This is a genomic window from Xanthomonas sacchari, from assembly GCF_040529065.1.
Classification (GTDB): Bacteria; Pseudomonadota; Gammaproteobacteria; order Xanthomonadales; family Xanthomonadaceae; genus Xanthomonas_A; species Xanthomonas_A sacchari.
This window is the reverse complement of the sequence record NZ_CP132343.1, coordinates 4,075,860-4,089,826: the sequence shown is the minus strand read 5'-3', so window position 1 is coordinate 4,089,826 and position 13,967 is coordinate 4,075,860. Positions and strand designations below refer to the sequence as shown.

Below are 13,967 nucleotides of genomic sequence, written 5' to 3'. Positions count from 1 at the left end.
CGGCGTCCCCGCCGCGGAGAGCGTTGACATGTGTGGCATCGTCGGAATCGTCGGCAACCAGAACGTGGCCGGGCAACTCTATGACGGCTTGGCCGTGCTGCAGCATCGTGGCCAGGACGCGGCGGGCATCGCCACCGCCGACGGCACCCGCCTGCGCGTGCAGAAGGCCAACGGCCTGGTCCGCGACGTCTTCGACGAGAAGCGCATGGCGGTGCTGGAAGGCCGTGTCGGCATCGCCCATTGCCGCTATCCGACCGCCGGCTCGGAGGGCATGGACGAGGCGCAGCCGTTCTACGTGAACTCGCCGTACGGCATCGCGCTGGCCCACAACGGCAACCTGGTCAATACCGAGGCCCTGCGCCAGCAGGTGTTCGAAGCCGATCGCCGCAACATCAACACCGACTCGGACAGCGAAGTGCTGCTGAACGTGTTCGCCTACGAACTGGACGCGCAGCGCATGCTGACCCCGGAAGCGGCGATCCGTGCGGTGGCCGGCGTGCACCGCCGCTGCAAGGGCGGCTACGCCGTGGTCAGCGTGGTGCTGGGGCTGGGCCTGGTCGCGTTCCGCGATCCGCACGGCATCCGCCCGCTGGTGCTGGGCAAGCGCGAGGGCGTGGAGGGCGACGAATACATCGTCGCCTCCGAATCGTCGGCGCTGGACATCCTCGGCTTCACCCGCGTGCGCGACGTGCGCCCCGGCGAGGCGCTGGTCATCACCGGCCGCGGCGAGCTGTTCTCGGAAGTGTGCGCCTCGCCGACCGACCACACCCCGTGCATCTTCGAGTACGTGTACTTCGCGCGCCCGGACTCGATGATCGACAACGTCTCGGTGCACAAGGCGCGCATGCGCATGGGCATGAAGCTGGGCGAGAAGATCCTGCGCCTGCGCCCGGACCACGACATCGACACCATCATCCCGATCCCGGACACCTCGCGCGACGCCGCGCTGGAGATCTCCAACGTGCTCGGGGTGAAGTACCGCGAGGGCTTCGTCAAGAACCGATACATCGGCCGCACCTTCATCATGCCGGGGCAGGGCGAGCGGGTGAAATCGGTGCGCCGCAAGCTCAACCCGATCCACCTGGAATTCCGCAACCGCGTGGTGCTGCTGGTCGACGACTCGATCGTGCGCGGCACCACCAGCCGGCAGATCGTGCAGATGGCGCGCGACGCCGGCGCGCGCAAGGTGTACCTGGCCAGCGCCGCGCCGCCGGTGCGCTACCCCAACATCTACGGCATCGATATGCCCGCCGCCGACGAACTGGTGGCGCATGGCCGCAGCGAGCAGGAGATCCAGGAGTTCCTCGGTTGCGACTGGCTGATCTACCAGGACCTGGAAGACCTGGAGACCGCGGTGCGCGAGGGCAATCCGGAGCTGAAGACGTTCGATTCCTCGTGCTTCAACGGCCAGTACACCACCGGCATCGAATCCGGCTATTTCGAGCGGATCATGCAACTGCGTTCGGACGAGGCCAAGCGCAAGCGCCGTGCCTGAGTTCCGCGGCGCGCGCGCCCGCGCGTGGCCCCTGTTCGCGCTGGCGGGCCTGGCCGCGCTGTGTGGCGGCTGCGTCGGCGATGACGCCACGCGACCGGTGCGCACGCTGGACGATCCGCGCCTGCGCGACGGCAGCGTGCCGAGCGCGCAACTGACCGCCCTGCAGCTGTACATGACCCCGGACCAGTTGGCGCTGCTGCAGCCGGACTACCGCGCGCCGCTGGCGATCGTCGGCGCGCAGCGCATCGGTGACGACCTGCTGCTCCTGCGCCTGCGCGCGCAGCGCTCCTCCGATGATGTGCGCGCCGATGCGCCGCAGTGGGGATATGCGGTCGACTGCCGCGACGGCGCCTCGCGCCTGCTCGCCGCCGGCATCGGCGTCGATGCCGGCTGGCCGTCGGGCGCACCGCTGGCGCAGATTCCGGAACCGGCAGCGGCCGACCGCCGCAGCGCCTTCGCCCTGGCCTGCGCGCACCGTGTGGACTGCGTGTTCAAGGTACCCGGCAACCGTTGCGAGCAGGCCCAGCGCACCTGGCTGGAACGGCGCGAGGCGGCCGCGCATCCGCCGGCGGCAGCGCCGTGAGTGGCGACCTGTACCAGGCGGCGCGCGCCTGCCTGGACGCGGCCGACCCCGACGAGAAGGTCGCGCTGACCCAGCGCCATGCCGCGGCCTGGCGTAATGGCGACTTGGCAGTGCCGGCCACGGCGCCGGCACCCGAGCCGATCCGCATGCCGGGGCGGCCGCCGCGGCCGCTGCTGGTGCATCCGCGCGAACTGCCGCGGCGCGGCCTCGGCAGTGCCGAGGGCCGCGCCGCCTTCATCCACGCCATCGCCCATATCGAACTCAACGCCATCGACCTGGCCTGGGACGCGGTCTACCGCTTCCGCGGGCTGCCGCCGGCGTTCTACGCGGACTGGGTGGCGGTGGCGGACGACGAGTCGCGCCATTTCGTGCTGCTGCGCGACCGCCTGCGTGCGCTGGGCCATGCCTATGGCGACTTCGCCGCGCACAACGGCCTGTGGGAGATGTGCGAGAAGACCGCGCACGATGGCCTGGCGCGGATGGCGCTGGTACCGCGCGTGCTGGAAGCGCGCGGCCTGGACGTGACCCCGGGCATGATCGCCAAGCTGCGCGCGCTCGGCGACGACGCCACCGCCGACATCCTGGAGATCATCCTGCGCGAGGAAGTGGCGCACGTGGCCGCCGGTTCGCGCTGGTACCGCTGGTACTGCGCACAGGCCGGGATCGAACCGCGCGCCCGCTTCGCCGCCCTGCTGCGCGAATACGCCGGCGGCTACCTGCACGGCCCGTTCAACCTGCAGGCACGCCTGCTGGCCGGCTTCGACGAGGACGAATTGCTGGCCCTGCAGCAGCAGGCCGGCTGAGGCGGCGGGATTCTTCGACACGGCATGAGCGCCAGGTGGCGCTTTCTGTGACATCTATCTCCGAGTTGCGACCCGGCTGCATTTGTTGCTTGCGCTGAACGGTGGCTGAGCGGCTAATCGAACTCCCCCGCGCGGCCTCCCCCGATCTGGCCGCGCGCGGGGCGACGTTCGTCCCTACTCACCACCCAGGAGTCCGACATGAAGTCGATGTGCAGCCTGACCGCGATGCTTGCCCTGTGTGTCGCCGGTTCCGCCTCCGCAGCCGGAACGCCCCTGTTCCAGAGCAGCCAGTACGTGTCCAAGTCCATCGCCGGCGAGCCGGCGCTGAGCCGCCTGCTGGCCAATCCCGCCACCGGTGCGGTGCAACGGGTCGGCGTGAATGCCGCCGCGGTCACCGCCGGGCAGAAGCAACTCGAGCTGGACCTGCTGGGCCAGCGCATCACCGCCACGCAACTGAAGACCGAGCAACTGGAAGGCGGCAACAGCATCTGGTACGGCAATCTCGGCAATGCCGCGGTGGCCCGCACCCGTGCGCTGTCCGGCCTGGATCCGCTGAACTCGGCGATCCTGGTACGCAGCGGCGACACCATCACCGGCAGCATCCGCAGCAACGGCACGCTGTTCCACCTGCGTCCGATCGCCGGCGGCGGCCACGTGCTGGTGGAGGTCGACGAACGGCGCATGCCGGCCGAGCATCCGGCCGATTACGCGCTGCTGCCGACCGTGCAGATGCCGCAGTCGGTGATCGATGAACGCGTGACCGCCGCCGGCGCCTCGTCCGGCTCGCCCGCGACCATCCGCGTGCTGGTGGTGGCGACCAACAAGGCGGTGACCAGCTATGGCGGCAACATGCAGTCGCTGGTGCAGCTGGCGGTGGCCGAGTCCAACCAGGGCTACACCAACAGCAACGTCGGCATCACCATGCAGCTGGCCGGCTACGAGACCACCAACTACACCGAGTCCGGCGACTTCAACACCGACCTGACCCGTTTCCGCGGCACCAGCGACGGCTACATGGACAGCATCCATACCTCGCGCAACAACACCGCGGCCGACGTCGGCGTGCTGATCATCGACAACTCCGCCTATTGCGGCCTGGCCTCGGGCATCGGCTCCACCGCCGCCACCGCGTTCGCGGCGGTGTACTGGGATTGCGCCACCGGCTACTACAGCTTCGCCCACGAGATCGGCCACCTGCAGAGCGCGCGCCACGACGTGGCTACAGACTCCAGCACCTCGCCGTACGCCTACGGCCACGGCTATCGCTACGGCAACAGCTGGCGCACGATCATGGCCTACAACTGCACCAGCAGCTGCCCGCGGCTGAACTACTGGTCCAATCCGAACGTGTCCTACAACGGCGTACCGATGGGCAACGCCAGCACCGCCGACAACCAGCGCGTGCTGGTCAACACCAAGGCGACGGTGGCCGGGTTCCGCTGAGCCGGCCCGCACGTGGCGCGGGCCGCTGCCTGCGCCACGTGCGGCGAAGACGGCCGGAGCGGGCGCGGCGGCGCCCGCTTCGGCTATGCTGGGAAGCGGTGCCGGCACGGCCGGTGGCGACCGACTTCCTGGGAACGACGATGTTCAAGCGCATGCGACTGCCGGCCGCGCTGTTGCTGGCGATGCTGAGCGCGGGCTGCGGCCCCGCCCCCGATCGGCAGACCGACACGCCGTCGCCGACCGCCAAGACCGAGGCGCCACGGGCCACCCCGCCGGCCACGCCCGCCGATACCTTCGACGACCAGCGCGCGATCGACCTGTTGCAGGCGCGCCTGTCCGCCGATCACGCCTATCCCGACCTGCAGTGCCTGGGCTACGCCGTCGAGGACGACGCGAGCGCGGACGACGCGGCGGCTGCTGCGGGCGCGGCCGCCTCCGCGGCTTCTGCGCCGGCGGCGATCGAGATCGCGGTGCGCGAGAAGCACGGCGACGGCTGTCCGGGCGACCCGCAGACCGAGCCGGTCCGCGACCGTTTCCGCGTCGAGCGCTCCGGTGCGATCGGCTGGTACGACGTGGTCGACGGCGACTTCGTCGATTACGCGCAATGGCGGCAGCAGCGTGCAGGCGGTGGTCTGCCCTGATCGCTGGTGTTGGCACCGTGCTATGGGCGTGGTTGCGGCGTTGCGCGGCGAGGAAGTGCGGATGGACGAGTACTGGCTCGAAGTTTGCCGGTGTCGACGCCGCACGCGATACAGGCCCGATCGCGGCGTTGTATGAGCCAGACAGAGATGGTCAGGCGCGTTCAGACACTGTCGTCAGCGGCCCTGCGAAATCCAGGGCCTAAGCGCAGTTCGGTGCCGTCCTGCAGCCGCGCCGCGGTCGCAAGGCGCGGCGTTGCCCCTGAGTGCTGAGCAAGCGTCGCCTAGCCGCGCGCGCCGCGCCAGACCTTGGCGCTAGAGCTGTTGCAGCTTGCAGCCCTGCGCATCGACGCGCAGCACCGAACCCTGTTCGTACCAGTCGCCGAGCACGATGCGGGTGCAGGCGCGGCCGTCCACGTCCAGCGCATGCACCGCCGGCCGATGGGTGTGGCCATGGATCATCTTCGCCACGCCGTAGCGGGCGAAGGTGGCGGCGACTTCGGCCGGGGCCACGTCGGTGACGGTTTCGAACTGCGCGCTGTCGTCCTGTTTCAACTCGGCCTGGCGCGCCTGGCTGGCGGCGCGCGCCTGCTGCGCGTAGGCGATGCGCGCGGCCAGCGGCTGCGCCAGGAACTGCTGCTGGAAGGCGGGGTCGCGGGTCTGCGCACGGAATGCCTGGTAGGCGGTGTCGTCGGTGCACAGCAGGTCGCCGTGCAGCAGCAGGGTCGGCTCGCCGTACAGGTCGATCACGCAGGGATCGGGCAGCAGGCGCAGGCCGGCGCGCTGCGCGTAGTCGGCGCCGAGCAGGAAGTCGCGGTTGCCGTGCATGAAGAACACCGGCACCCCGGCCTGGTGCAGCGCGTGCAGCTCCAGCGCCACCGCATCGGCCGCTTCGGACGGCGTGTCATCGCCGATCCAGGCCTCGAACAGATCGCCGAGGATGTACAGGGCCTCGGCCTGGCGCGCTTCCCCGCGCAGAAAGTCGAGGAACAGCGCGGTGATCGCCGGCCGTGCCGGGTCCAGATGCAGGTCGGAGATGAACAGCGTGGTCATTTGGCCATTGTAGTACGGCCGGGATTGGGGATTCGGGATTTGGGATTGGATGAAGCCGCGAGTGCAGGCGTAGCCGCTCCTACGCTGACCGCTGGGATGGTCGGACGCCATCCCGAATCCCCAATCCCGAATCCCGGCTCCTCATCAAATCAACCACAACGACACGCCCGCCAGCAGCGCGCCGATGCCGGTGGCGGCGAGCACGTCGCTGGGGTAGTGCAGGCCCAGGACCACCCGCGACAGCGCCACGCAGACGATGAAGGGCACCAGCAGCGGCGCCAGCCAGGGGTAGTAGGCCAGGGCGACGATGCCGAAGGACACCGCGTGCAGGGTGTGGCCGGAGGGGAAGCTGAACTCGTCCAGCGGCGCCACCCAGGCGCGGATGCGCAGGTCGGCGGCGTAGGGGCGCGGGCGCCGGGTCCAGCGCTTCAGGCCCTTGTACAGGCTCAGCGCGACCACGCCGGTGGCGGCCATGTGCGCGGAGGCGAACACGCCGTCCATGCCGTCGCACAGCACCAGCAGGGTCATCAGCGCGTACCAGAACACGCCGTCGCCGAGCCGGCTGATCGCCGAGAAGAAGCGCCGCACCGAACGCCGCCGGCACCAGTGGTTGGCGCGCCGGCACCAGCGGGTCTCGTGCCCGCGCAGGATCTCAAGCCGCGTCGACATGCGTCCTCCGGGTGTTCGCCAGTTCGGTGAGCAGTGCATCGAAATCGGCCACCACGCGCTCCGGGCGCAGTTGCTGCATCGACGCGCAGGCGGCCTCGCCCAGCCGGCGACGCAAGGCGTCGTCGCTGCCCAGACGCAGGGCGGCGGCGATGAACGCCGCGTCGTCGGCCACCGCCGCGCCGTTGAGGCCGTCGCGCAGGTATTCGCGCGCCGCGCCGTAGTCGAAGGCGACCGTGGCCACGCCGCTGGCCATCGCTTCCAGGGTCACGTTGCCGAAGGTCTCGCTGCGGCTGGGGAACAGGAACAGGTCGCCGCTGGCGAAATGTCGCGCCAGCGCGTCGCCGCGCTGCACGCCGCAGAAGATGAAGTCGGGATTCTCCTGCGCCAGGCGCTCGCGCAGCGGGCCGTCGCCGACCCAGACGAAGCGCGCACGCGGGCGCAGCTGTTGCAACTGGCGGAACGCGCGCACCGCCAGCGGCAGGTTCTTCTCCGAGGCGATGCGGCCCACGTACAGCACCGCACAATCCTCGTCCTGCAGGCCCCATTGCTGGCGCAACTGCTGATCGCGGCGCTGCGGCTCGAATTGCTTGCTGTCCACTGCGCGCGCCAGCAGGCGCACCCGCTCGAAGCCCTGGGTGGCGAGGAAGTCGCGCAGCTCGCGGGTCGGCACCAGGGTCGCTTGGGCCTGGTTGTGGAAGCGCCGCATCCAGCGCAGCGCGGTCGACTGCAGCCAGGCCGCGCCGTACTGCGGCAGGTATTCGTCGAAGCGGGTATGGAAGCCGGTGGCGATCGGAATACTCAGGCGCCGCGCGCTGCGCAGCGCCGACCAGCCCAGCGGACCCTCGGTGGCGATGTACACCGCATCCGGTGGCGCCGCCTGCCACAGCCGGGTCAGGCGCCGCGGCGCGGGTAGGCCGAACTTCAGTCCGGGATAGCGCGGCAGCGCCGCACCGCGCACCAGCCGCAGATCCGCCGGGTCGGCATCGCCGACCTGGCGCGGACGCACCACGTCGACGGTATGGCCGCGCGCGCGCAGCCCCAGTTCCAGCCCCTGCACGGTCAGCGCAACGCCGTTGACCTCAGGGGGATACGTCTCGGTGACGATCGCGTAGCGCATGCGGGGGCTCCGGTTTGACTAAGCCTCGCGCACCGCAGTGAAGCGAACATGTCCAGCGCATGTAGGAACGATGACGCCAAACGCCGGGATTCGGGATTCGGGATTTTCGCAAGTTCGTCGCCGTGCCGCTTTTCTGTGGGAGGGGCTTCAGCCCCGACGCGGTATCGGTAAGGCGTCGGGGCTGAAGCCCCTCCCACAAAAAAGCCGCGGTGTCGCGGCTTCAGGGAGGGCGGCTTTTCTTTCAAAAACCCGCACCTTTTCATCAAATCGCTTGACCGCGATTTGACCGCGGACAGCATGCTGCCATCCCGAATCCCGAATCCCGAATCCCGAATCCCGAATCCCGAATCCCGAATCCCGGCCTTCAAGCCACAAACGGCCGGAAATTGATCCCCAACCCCGCCATGCCCTCGACCTCGCCGATCAGGTCGGCGCGCTGCAGCGGCCGCGACTCGATCCACGGCTGCGACAGGATCAGGTGCAGGTTGGCGCCGTCGGCCTTCAGTTCCAGCGCCGGGATCGGGTCGGCCTCGTGCGCGCGGTGCAGCAGCACCGCCAGGCGCAGCAGCGCGGCCTTGCGCTTGGCGCTGAGCAGCAGGCGGTCGGGCAGCGCGTCGAACGCGGTCTTGGAGACGTTGCGGCGGTGCGTGCGCACCAGCGTGGCCAGCACCTGCTGCTCCTGCCGCGAGAAGCCGGCGATGTCCGAGTGCTCCAGCACGTAGGCACCGTGCACGTGGTACTGGCTGTGCGCAATGGCCTGGCCGAGTTCGTGCAGGCGCGCGGCCCAGCCGAGCATGCGCGCGTCGTCGGCATCCAGCGCCCAGTCGCCGGCGACCTGCTCGAACAGCGCCATCGCGGTGTGCTCCACGCGCGCGGCCTGCGCTTCGTCGATGCCGTAGCGCTGGGTGAGCGCGGCGATCGCGGTTTCGCGCGGATCGTTCTCGCCGCCGCGGCCGAGCATGTCGTAGAGGATGCCTTCGCGCATGGCCGCCTTGCTCACCATCAGCCGTTGCAGGCCCAGCGCCTGGAACGCCGCCTCCAGCACCAGCACGCCGCCGGCGATGATCGGCCGGCGGTCGGCGGACAGGCCGGGCAGGTCGATGTCCTCGATGCGCTTGGCCAGCAGCAGGCGGTCGCGCAGTTGCGGCAGCGCCTCTGCGGTGATCGCGCCCTTGGTCAGCTTCATCGCTGCGCAGATCTCGCCGATCGCCTTGTGCGTGCCGGACGAGCCGAGCGCCTCGTGCCAGCCCAGCGCACGGTACTGCCCGGCGAACTGCTGGAACTCGGCGCCGATCTCGGTCAGCGCGTCCTTCCACTTCTTCTTGGACAGCTTGCCGCCCGGGAAGAAGCGCCGCGTGCTGGCGATGCAGCCGGCCTGCAGGCTCTCGCGTTCCAGGGTCTGGAAGCCGCTGCCGATGATGAACTCGGTGGAGCCGCCGCCGATGTCGATCACCAGGCGGCGTTCGTTCGGCTTGGGCGGCTGCGCATGGGCCACGCCCAGGTAGATCAGGCGCGCCTCCTCGCGGCCGCTGACCACTTCGATCGGATGGCCGAGCGCGGTTTCGCCGGGAATCAGGAAGGTCTGCGGCGAGCGCAGCTGGCGCACGGTGTTGGTCGCCAATGCGCGCACGCGCAGCGAGGGCAGGTCGCGGATGCGCTGGCCGAAGCGCGCCAGGCATTCCAGCGCGCGCTGCCGCGCCTCGGCGGACAGCCCGCCCTTGTTGTCCAGGCCGTCGGCCATGCGCACGGTCTCGCGCAGGCGGTCCACCACCCGCAGCTGCCCGAGCTGATAGCGGGCGATGACCATGTGGAAACTGTTGGAACCCAGGTCGATGGCGGCCAGTAGGTCGCCGTCGCGCAGCGGCGGATGAGTGGGGGAAGTGGCAGGCATGGCGGAATGGTAGCCGATGCGCGGCGCACGCCGTGGAGACGGCCGCGCTGCGCTCAGAGCCCGTCGAGCAGGGCCAGCTGCGCCGAATGCGGCGGCTGGTCCTGGCCCGGCGCCAGCTTGCGATAATTGCCGTCGGCGTCCAGTTCCCAGGCGTTGAGATTGTCGGCGAGGTAGTTCTGCAGCACCTCGCGGTGGATGCGCTTGACCAGGTCCGGATCGAGGATCGGGAAGCCGGTCTCCACGCGTCGCAGCAGATTGCGTTCCAGCCAGTCGGCGCTGGCGCAGAACAGTTCCGGCGCGCCGTCGTTGCCGAACCAGTAGACCCGGCTGTGCTCGAGGAAACGACCCACGATCGAGCGCACCCGGATGTTGTCGGACACGCCCGGCACGCCGGGGCGCAGGGTGCAGGCGCCGCGCACGATCAGGTCGATCTTCACGCCTGCCTGCGAGGCCGCATACAGCGCGCGGATCACCTGCGGCTCGTTGAGTGCGTTCATCTTGGCGATGATGCGGCCCGGGCGGCCGGCGGTGGCCAGCTTGGTCTCGCGCTCGATCCGGTGCAGCACGCCCGGGTGCAGGGTGAAGGGCGATTGCAGCAGGCGCTTGAGGCGGATCTTCGGCGCCAGGCCGGACAACTGCTGGAACAGCAGGTGCACGTCGTTGCCGATGTCCACGTCGGCGGTGATCAGGCTCAAGTCGGTATAGGCGCGCGCGGTGCCGCTGTGGTAGTTGCCGGTGCCCAGGTGCACGTAGCGGCGCAGCTTGCGGCCTTCGCGGCGCACGATCAGCAGCATCTTGGCGTGGGTCTTGTAGCCGACCACGCCGTACACCACCTGCACGCCGGCTTCCTGCAGGCGGTCGGCCAGGCCCAGGTTGGCCTCTTCGTCGAAGCGCGCACGCAGTTCCACCACCACGGTGACGTCCTTGCCGTTGCGCGCGGCCAGGACCAGCGCATCGACGATCGCCGAGTCCTTGCCGGTGCGGTACAGGGTCTGCTTGATCGCCAGCACGTTGGGGTCGACCGCGGCCTGCTTGATCAGGTCCAGCACCGCGGTGAAGGCGTCGAACGGGTGGTGCAGCAGCACGTCGCCGGCGGCGGCGATCTCGAAGATGCCTTCGCTGTCGCGCAGCGTGCGCGGGTTCATCGGCGGATACTTCAGGTCCGGGCGCTGCACCAGGTCGTAGACCTGGTTGACCCGGCTCAGGTTGACCGGGCCATTGATGCGGTAGACCGCGTTTTCCGGAAGCTCGAAGTTCTGCAGCAGGGTGCGCACGATCGACTTCGGGCAGTCCTCGGCGATCTCCAGCCGCACCGCCGGCCGGTAGCCGCGGTTGACCAGTTCGTCGCGCAGCGCCAGCGCCAGGTTCTCCACTTCCTCCTCGTCCACCACCAGTTCCGAGTTGCGGGTGACGCGGAACTGGTAGGAGCCCATCACCTCCATGCCCGGGAACAGCTCGTCGACGAAGGTGGACAACACCGAGGACAGGAACACGAAGCTCTGGCCGCCCTCGGCCAGGCTTTCCGGCAACTGGATGATGCGCGGCAGCGAGCGCGGCGCGCGCACGATCGCCAGGTGGCCGACACGGCCGAACGCGTCGGTGCCCTTGAGCACCACCACGATGTTCAGCGACTTGTTGAGGATCTTCGGGAACGGATGCGCCGGGTCCAGGCCCAGCGGCGACAGCACCGGCATGATCTCGTTGCGGAAGTAGGCGCGCAGCCAGCGCTTCTGCCGCGCGTTCCAGGAGTGTCGGCCGAGCACGCCGATGCCGGCGTCCTTCAGCGCCGGACGCAGCACCTCGTTCCAGCAGCGGTACTGCTGGTCGACCAGTTGCGCGGCGCGGTCGTGGATCGCGTTGAGGATGGCGTTGGGGCTCATGCCGTCCGGCGCCGGCGGCAGCCCGAACTCCTGGGCATGGCGCACGGTGGCGGCGCGGATCTCGAAGAATTCGTCCAGGTTGGTGCAGGAGATGCACAGGAAGCGCAGCCGCTCCAGCAACGGCACCTGCGGGTCCTGCGCCTGTGCCAGCACCCGGAAATTGAAATCCAGTTGCGACAGTTCGCGGTTGAGGTACAGCGCCGGATCGCGCAGCGGATCGCTGGGAACGTCCGGTGGCGGCGTGGGCGGCAGGGCGGCGGCGCGGGGCATGGCGATACTCGTTAGGCGGAAGTCAGGGTGGCATGGTCGTGCCGCGGATGCACGCGCCCGGCGCCGAAGTGACAGGAGAAGGTGCTGCCCTTGCCGACTTCGCTCTCGATCTCCAGCCGCGCCTGGTGCAGGCCGAGCACGTGCTTGACGATCGACAGGCCCAGGCCGGTGCCGCCGCTCTCGCGCGAACGGCTGCTGGAGACGCGGTAGAAACGCTCGGTGATCCGCGGCAGGTGATGTGCGGGAATGCCGTAGCCGCTGTCGCGCACCGACAGCACCGCACCGTCACCCTCGCGGGCGAAGGTGATGCGGATGGTGCCGCCGGCCGCGGTGTAGCGCACCGCATTGGTGACCAGGTTGGAGAAGGCGCTGTGCAGTTCCTTGTTGGAGCCGACCAGGTCGCAATCGGCCTCGTCGTGGACCTCGATGCGGTGCCGGCCCTGGCTGTGCGCCTCGGCCTCGCGGCGCAGCGTGGCCAGCATCGGCGCCATCGCGATCGACTCCTCGTTGGCGTGTTCCTGCGATTCCAGCCGCGACAGGGTGAGCAGGTCCTCGACCAGTTGGGTCATGCGCTGCGACTGCTTGCGCATCTCGGCGATCATCGGCCCCGAATCCGGGAAGTCCTCCGGATCGAGCATGTCCAGATAGCCATGGACCACGGTCAGCGGCGTGCGCAGTTCGTGCGAGACGTTGGCGACGAAATCGCGGCGCACCTGCTCCAGTTGCAGCAGCTTGCTGACGTCGCGGGCGACCAGCAGCCAGTGGTCCTCGGAATAGGGAATCAGGCGCAGGTTCAGGCGCAGGCGCTCGTCGACCGGCGAGGGCATGTCCAGCATCGGCTCGGCGTTGCGGCCGGCGCTGAGCCAGTGCGCCAGCGGCATCGGCTGCAGCCGTTCGACCACCGGTGCGCCGAGGTCGCCGGGATGGCGCAGGCCGAGCAGGGTGCCGGCGGCCTCGTTGAACCACTGGATGCGCTGGCTGTTGCGGTCCACCACCACCACCGCGTCGGGCAGCGCCGCGGCGGCGGCGCGGTAGGCGCGCAGCATGTCCAGCAGGCGCCGCTTGCGCACGCGCATTTCCGCCTGGCTGCGGTACAGCAGCCGGTCCAGCTCGTTCCACACGCCGGTGCCGGCCGGCGGCTCCCAGCGCTGGCGCGCGGTCAGCCGCCGCAGCACGCGCCGCAGTCGCCAGTAGTGCCAGCCCATCACCCCCAGCGACATCAGGGTCAGCGCCATCCACACGTGGCCGCCGATCCAGCCGGCCAGCAACGCCAGCAGCAGCATGCCGGCGAGCGTGCCGAGGGTCTTCAACCAGGCGGAGCGGATGTGGCGGGGCATCGGGAACGCACTCTGTCGCAAAGGATCGTGATCCGTCCGCCGTTATAGCAGGCCAAGCTGGCGGTCAGATGGACGCAGAGAAGCGATAGCCGGACCCGCGTACGGTCTGCACCATGTTTTCCACCGCGAACGGCTCCAGCGTCTTGCGCAGGCGACGGATGTGCACGTCGATGGTGCGCTCTTCCACGTAGACGCTGCCGCCCCAGACGTGGTCGAGCAACTGCGCGCGGCTGTACACGCGCTCGGGATGGGTCATGAAGAAGTGCAGCAGGCGGTACTCGGTCGGGCCGATCGGCACCGGGGCGTCCCCGGCGAACACCCGGTGCGCGGCGCCGTCGATGCGCAGGCTGCCGACCGAGACGCTGCCGTCCTCGTCGTCCTCGCGGGTGCGACGCATCACCGCGCGGATCCGCGCCAGCAGCTCGCGCGCGGAGAACGGCTTGACCACGTAGTCGTCGACGCCGGCCTCCAGGCCGCCGACCCGGTCGTTCTCCTCGCCGCGGGCGGTGAGCATGATGATCGGCACTTCGCGGGTCATCGCATCCTTGCGCCAGCGCCGGGCCAGTTCCAGGCCGCTGGTGCCGGGCAGCATCCAGTCCAGCAGGATCAGGTCCGGGACCCGGTCGGCGATCGAGGTCTGCGCCTCGCGGGCATCGCCGGCATGCACCGGCTCGAAGTCGCCCTTGCGCAGGGCGAACGCGACCATGTCGCGGATGGCCGGCTCGTCGTCGACGATCAGGATGCGTTTCTGCACAACGGCACCGTGGAACTGGGGAGGAAGGTCGCCA

At 69.6% G+C, this 13,967-nt stretch carries 12 protein-coding genes; 5 read left to right on the top strand and 7 right to left on the bottom strand.

Annotated features, from left to right (window positions below; all coding sequences use genetic code 11):
- The first annotated feature begins 28 nt into the window (after positions 1-28).
- From purF to RAB71_RS17260, 5 genes are all read left to right on the top strand, one after another.
- Positions 29-1,495, top strand: a complete 1,467-nt coding sequence (gene purF, locus RAB71_RS17280) for an amidophosphoribosyltransferase (protein WP_010341100.1) — start codon at positions 29-31, stop codon at positions 1,493-1,495.
- The gene (locus RAB71_RS17275; protein WP_010341102.1) at positions 1,488-2,078 is read left to right on the top strand and encodes a hypothetical protein; all 591 of its coding nucleotides are present in this window, start codon (positions 1,488-1,490) and stop codon (positions 2,076-2,078) included. The genes purF and RAB71_RS17275 overlap by 8 nt, the downstream gene beginning before the upstream one ends.
- Positions 2,075-2,881: a ferritin-like domain-containing protein gene (locus RAB71_RS17270; RefSeq protein ID WP_010341103.1), complete on the top strand. Its 807-nt coding sequence runs from the start codon at positions 2,075-2,077 to the stop codon at positions 2,879-2,881. The genes RAB71_RS17275 and RAB71_RS17270 overlap by 4 nt, the downstream gene beginning before the upstream one ends.
- Positions 2,882-3,079: 198 nt before the next feature.
- Positions 3,080-4,324 (top strand): zinc-dependent metalloprotease, encoded by a 1,245-nt coding sequence (locus RAB71_RS17265; RefSeq protein WP_010341104.1) that lies wholly within the window; start codon positions 3,080-3,082, stop codon positions 4,322-4,324.
- A 140-nt stretch (positions 4,325-4,464) separates the two neighbouring features.
- A complete protein-coding gene (locus RAB71_RS17260) occupies positions 4,465-4,965 on the top strand; it encodes a hypothetical protein (RefSeq protein ID WP_010341105.1) in 501 nt (166 codons plus the stop codon).
- A 312-nt stretch (positions 4,966-5,277) separates the two neighbouring features.
- Here the strand turns inward: RAB71_RS17260 and lpxH are convergent, their stop codons facing one another.
- The 7 genes from lpxH to phoB form a co-directional block, all read right to left on the bottom strand.
- On the bottom strand, positions 5,278-6,015 hold the full coding sequence (gene lpxH / locus RAB71_RS17255; protein ID WP_010341106.1) for a UDP-2,3-diacylglucosamine diphosphatase: 738 nt from the start codon (positions 6,013-6,015) through the stop codon (positions 5,278-5,280).
- 144 nt (positions 6,016-6,159) lie between these two features.
- Complete coding sequence (locus RAB71_RS17250; RefSeq protein WP_010341108.1) at positions 6,160-6,684, bottom strand: phosphatase PAP2 family protein; 525 nt, start codon at positions 6,682-6,684, stop codon at positions 6,160-6,162.
- Entirely contained in the window at positions 6,668-7,801 is a 1,134-nt protein-coding gene (locus tag RAB71_RS17245) for a glycosyltransferase family 1 protein (protein ID WP_010341109.1), read from the bottom strand. The genes RAB71_RS17250 and RAB71_RS17245 overlap by 17 nt, the downstream gene beginning before the upstream one ends.
- Positions 7,802-8,165: 364 nt before the next feature.
- Positions 8,166-9,692 carry an exopolyphosphatase gene (gene ppx / locus RAB71_RS17240; protein WP_010341110.1) on the bottom strand — a complete coding sequence of 509 codons (1,527 nt, stop codon included), beginning with the start codon at positions 9,690-9,692 and terminating at the stop codon, positions 8,166-8,168.
- 53 nt (positions 9,693-9,745) lie between these two features.
- Positions 9,746-11,842, bottom strand: a complete 2,097-nt coding sequence (gene ppk1 / locus RAB71_RS17235) for a polyphosphate kinase 1 (protein ID WP_010341112.1) — start codon at positions 11,840-11,842, stop codon at positions 9,746-9,748.
- Between the two features lie 11 nt (positions 11,843-11,853).
- Entirely contained in the window at positions 11,854-13,179 is a 1,326-nt protein-coding gene (phoR, locus tag RAB71_RS17230; protein WP_010341113.1) for a phosphate regulon sensor histidine kinase PhoR, read from the bottom strand.
- A 64-nt stretch (positions 13,180-13,243) separates the two neighbouring features.
- A complete protein-coding gene (gene phoB / locus RAB71_RS17225; RefSeq protein ID WP_010341114.1) occupies positions 13,244-13,933 on the bottom strand; it encodes a phosphate regulon transcriptional regulator PhoB in 690 nt (229 codons plus the stop codon).
- Positions 13,934-13,967 lie beyond the last annotated feature (34 nt).

Excerpts from the sequence above, each read along its gene's own strand:
- purF (WP_010341100.1), top strand. The coding sequence starts at position 29 with ATGTGTGGCATCGTCGGAATCGTCGGCAACCAGAACGTGGCCGGGCAA.
- RAB71_RS17265 (WP_010341104.1), top strand. The coding sequence starts at position 3,080 with ATGAAGTCGATGTGCAGCCTGACCGCGATGCTTGCCCTGTGTGTCGCC.
- RAB71_RS17260 (WP_010341105.1), top strand. The coding sequence starts at position 4,465 with ATGTTCAAGCGCATGCGACTGCCGGCCGCGCTGTTGCTGGCGATGCTG.
- lpxH (WP_010341106.1), bottom strand. The coding sequence starts at position 6,015 with ATGACCACGCTGTTCATCTCCGACCTGCATCTGGACCCGGCACGGCCG.
- RAB71_RS17250 (WP_010341108.1), bottom strand. The coding sequence starts at position 6,684 with ATGTCGACGCGGCTTGAGATCCTGCGCGGGCACGAGACCCGCTGGTGC.
- RAB71_RS17245 (WP_010341109.1), bottom strand. The coding sequence starts at position 7,801 with ATGCGCTACGCGATCGTCACCGAGACGTATCCCCCTGAGGTCAACGGC.
- ppx (WP_010341110.1), bottom strand. The coding sequence starts at position 9,692 with ATGCCTGCCACTTCCCCCACTCATCCGCCGCTGCGCGACGGCGACCTA.
- ppk1 (WP_010341112.1), bottom strand. The coding sequence starts at position 11,842 with ATGCCCCGCGCCGCCGCCCTGCCGCCCACGCCGCCACCGGACGTTCCC.
- phoR (WP_010341113.1), bottom strand. The coding sequence starts at position 13,179 with ATGCCCCGCCACATCCGCTCCGCCTGGTTGAAGACCCTCGGCACGCTC.